The 3493-nt window shown below is 65.0% G+C and carries 4 protein-coding genes and 1 pseudogene; all 5 read left to right on the top strand.

Annotated features, from left to right (window positions below; all coding sequences use genetic code 11):
* The coding region (locus tag RHBS_RS25750) for a thioesterase family protein (protein WP_145977611.1) at positions 1-617 on the top strand (617 nt) is incomplete at its 5' end.
* A 19-nt stretch (positions 618-636) separates the two neighbouring features.
* Positions 637-1452, top strand: coding sequence for a pyrroline-5-carboxylate reductase (proC, locus tag RHBS_RS25745; RefSeq protein WP_121873626.1), 816 nt, complete (start codon positions 637-639; stop codon positions 1450-1452).
* A 127-nt stretch (positions 1453-1579) separates the two neighbouring features.
* Positions 1580-1816, top strand: a complete 237-nt coding sequence (locus RHBS_RS25740) for a helix-turn-helix domain-containing protein (RefSeq protein ID WP_008713658.1) — start codon at positions 1580-1582, stop codon at positions 1814-1816.
* 204 nt (positions 1817-2020) lie between these two features.
* Complete coding sequence (locus RHBS_RS25735; protein ID WP_003402602.1) at positions 2021-2122, top strand: 30S ribosomal protein bS22; 102 nt, start codon at positions 2021-2023, stop codon at positions 2120-2122.
* Between the two features lie 137 nt (positions 2123-2259).
* Positions 2260-3410, top strand: a pseudogene (locus RHBS_RS25730) (NAD-dependent epimerase/dehydratase family protein).
* The last annotated feature ends 83 nt before the right edge of the window (positions 3411-3493 follow it).

Below are 3493 nucleotides of genomic sequence, written 5' to 3'. Positions count from 1 at the left end.
CCGGTGAGGTCGCGCTGTCGACGGTGGTGCGCAAGCGCGGTCGCCAGGTCTCGCACGTCGACGTCGAACTCACCCAGGCCGGACGCGTTGCCGTGCGGGCGGTGGTGACCCTCGGTCGTCCCGATTCCGACGAACCCCATCTTCAGACGCCGACGTCGCTGGCGTCGATGGCCGCCGAGCCGCCTGCGGAGACCCTCGCGGTGGCAGGCGATCATCCGATGGCGTCCATCGTGCACGTCGCCAAGGGCTGCGAGATGCGTATCGACGCGTCGTCGGCGTCGTTCCTGACCGGTCAGCAGGGCGAGGCCGAGATTCGATTGTGGGTGCGTCCCTTCGCGGGCGACGAGGCCGACGTCGACACCGCAGTGCTGTTCGCACTGATGACCGGAGACATCTCGGCTCCGGTGACCATGAACCGCGGAATGTTCGGTTGGGCTCCGACCGTGCAGTTGACGACCTACCTGCGACGCCGTCCGGCACCGGGGTGGCTGCGCGTGGCGGCGACCAGCACCGTCATCGGCAGCACCTGGTTCGAGGAGGACCACGTGGTGCTGGATTCGACCGGTGCCGTCGTGGTGCAGAGCAGACAGTTGGCGATGGTGCCGCGCTCGAACTGACATGGCAGGCTTGGCGTCCATGACGAGAATTGCAGTGATCGGCGGCGGACGGATCGGCGAGGCGTTGATTGCGGGACTCCTCGAGTCCGGCCACGCAGTGCGCGATCTGGTGGTCGCCGAGAAGTCCGAGACCCGCGCCAAGGAGATCGCCAAGGAATTCGGAGTACTGACCACCACGGTCGGCGACGCATCCGAGGGTGCCGATGTGATCGTGCTGGCGGTCAAGCCGGCCGACGTCGAAGCGGCACTGACCGAGATCACCAAGATCGAACTCGACGGCGATCGCGAACAGCTCATCGTCTCGCTGGCCGCAGGCGTCCCCACCACCAAGTTCGAGCCCAAGCTCCCCGCCGGCTTCCCAGTGGTTCGGGTCATGCCCAACACCCCGATGCTGGTGGGGGAGGGCGTCAGCGTGCTGGCACCGGGCAAGTACGCCCGCGCCGAGCACCTCGAACTCGTGCGCTCGATCCTCTCGGCCGTCGGCAAGGTGGTCGTGGTCAAGGAGAATCAGCTCGATGCCGTGACGGCCGTGTCCGGCTCCGGTCCGGCCTATTTCTTCCTGGTGGCCGAGGCCATGATCGACGCGGGAGTGGGCTTGGGATTGAGCCGCGACGTAGCGTCGGCGCTCGTGGTTCAGACGATGGTGGGGTCGGGAGCGATGCTCGATCGCTCCGACGAGAGCGCGAGCGAGCTTCGATATGCGGTGACTTCTCCGGGTGGAACTACCGCCGCTGCGGTGCGTGAATTGGAGAGAAAGGGCCTTCGAGCAGCATTTTTCGATGCTCTCGGTGCCGCAAATGCCCGATCCACTGAGATGGGCATCACAGCAGAATAAAAAATCTTTTCCCCACACCCGTCGCAGTAACCCCATCTGTCCCTATAGGCTCGGGGGCAGCACGTGCGTGTCTGTTCGGCAGGAGGGGAAGCCTGCCGCATGAGACGTGCCGGAGGTATGTGGATTGATGGCGTCTATAAACAAGCCGTCCAAGGGTTCGTCCCCGGACGGTCAACCGGCTCTGGCCGGAACGCAGTTCCTCACGGTCGCCGAAGTGGCGACTCTGATGAGGGTTTCGAAAATGACCGTGTACCGGCTGGTGCACGGCGGAGAATTGCCCGCTGTACGAGTGGGTCGATCTTTTCGTGTGCACGCGAAGGCGGTCCACGACTATCTCGAGACCTCGTACTTCGACGCAGGCTAGTAGTGCACGTGGGGCCGGTTTCGTAAGTCCTGGTTCACACCGGTAGGATTGGCGCTCGTCGTGCCAGCCAGCCGGTGTGCAGCCGTGGGCGAGTACGTGGCCCCAGCGCCAGCTCGGTAACCGCAGCCCCAGGGCTTGGTTGTCAGGTAGGCGTACGCAAACGGCGTGCGCGAAAACGCTAGAGAAGAACGTGAGGACACCCGCATGGGTTCAGTGATCAAGAAGCGTCGCAAGCGCATGTCGAAGAAGAAGCACCGCAAGCTGCTTCGTCGTACCCGCGTGCAGCGCAGGAAACTCGGCAAATAAGCCTGCCGTCATCTGCTTCACGAAGAAGCCCGTCACCATCGGTGGCGGGCTTCTTCTGTTCGAAGAACGGGCTTTGCTTCTCACCCACGCCGACCCCTGCCGATCCAGTAGGCTTTGCAGCGGAACCGACGTTGGGGGTGCGCAGTGAGTCCGAGCGATCGTGGATCGCTGCGCCCCGAGTCGTCCTCGTGACCGGAGCGAGCCGATTTCTCGGCGGCTACCTCGTCACCAGGCTGGCCCAGAATCCGAACATCGAGCGCGTCATCGCCGTCGATGCGGTGTCTCCGAGCAAGGATCTGCTGCGCCGCATGGGTCGCGCGGAATTCGTCCGCGCCGACATCCGTAATCCGCTGATCGGCAAAGTGATTCGCAATGCCGGCGTCGACACCGTCGTGCACGCAGCCACCGTCGCCAAGCCCCCGAAATCCGGTGGCCGCGCGACGATGAAAGACCTCAACGTCATCGGCGCGATGCAGCTGTTCGCGGTCTGCCAGAAGTCACCGACCGTCGAGAGGGTCGTCCTGCGTTCGTCGTCCTCGGTGTACGGCTGCAGCGCCAAGGACCCGGTGAAATTCACCGAGGAGATGAGTGCCCGACGCCCCCCGAGCGGTGGGTACGCGCGGGACTCGATCGACATCGAGGGATACGCGCGCGGGCTCGGCCGTCGACGATCGGACATTGCGGTGTCGATCCTGCGCATGGCGCCGCTGATCGGTCCACGACTGAACGGCACCATCTCGCGCTACATGACCTCGCCGCTGATCCCCAGCATCGTCGGCCGCGACGCACGCATGCAGTTGCTGCACGAGGAAGACGCCCTTGCTGCGCTCGAGCGCGCCACTCTCGGCGGGTCGGCGGGCACGTTCAACATCGGTGCCGACGGAACGATCATGCTCTCCCAGGCAATTCGCCGAGCCGGCCGTGTTCAGGTGCCGGTACCGTTTCCGCTCTTCAAGAGCGTCGGCCGCGCCTGATGGGTGGCATGATGCGCGAGTTCACCACCGAGCAACTCGACTACTTCCACTTCGGCTGCGGACTCGACACCACCCGCATGCGGTCCGTCCTGGGCTTCGAGCCGCGGTGGACCACGGTTCAGGCATTCGACGACTTCGTCCGAGGAGCAGCGCTGCGGCCGGTCATCAGAACCGAATGGGTGGACACCATCGAAGATCGACTGGTCTCGGCCGTCGAAACAGGCGCGTCCACGGCGCGTGCACTGGCCGCACTGCGCAGTTCGGAACCGGTGCGTGGTTCGGAAGCAGTGCTCGGTTCGGGAGGGGACGGGTGAGCGAAGTGGCAAAAGTGATTCCATTGCACGGCGGCACGACCGGCCGTTCGGCCCGAGCGGCTGCGGGGTCGCGTGAGCGGCAC

This window comes from Rhodococcus sp. BS-15, assembly GCF_000813105.1.
Taxonomy (GTDB): domain Bacteria; phylum Actinomycetota; class Actinomycetes; order Mycobacteriales; family Mycobacteriaceae; genus Rhodococcoides.
The sequence above is the reverse complement of the archived record's forward strand: the minus strand, read 5'-3'. Positions and strand labels throughout refer to the sequence as shown.

Bases quoted from the DNA above. Each gene is read 5' to 3' on its own strand.
- proC (WP_121873626.1), top strand. From the start codon at position 637: ATGACGAGAATTGCAGTGATCGGCGGCGGACGGATCGGCGAGGCGTTG.
- RHBS_RS25740 (WP_008713658.1), top strand. From the start codon at position 1,580: ATGGCGTCTATAAACAAGCCGTCCAAGGGTTCGTCCCCGGACGGTCAA.
- RHBS_RS25735 (WP_003402602.1), top strand. From the start codon at position 2,021: ATGGGTTCAGTGATCAAGAAGCGTCGCAAGCGCATGTCGAAGAAGAAG.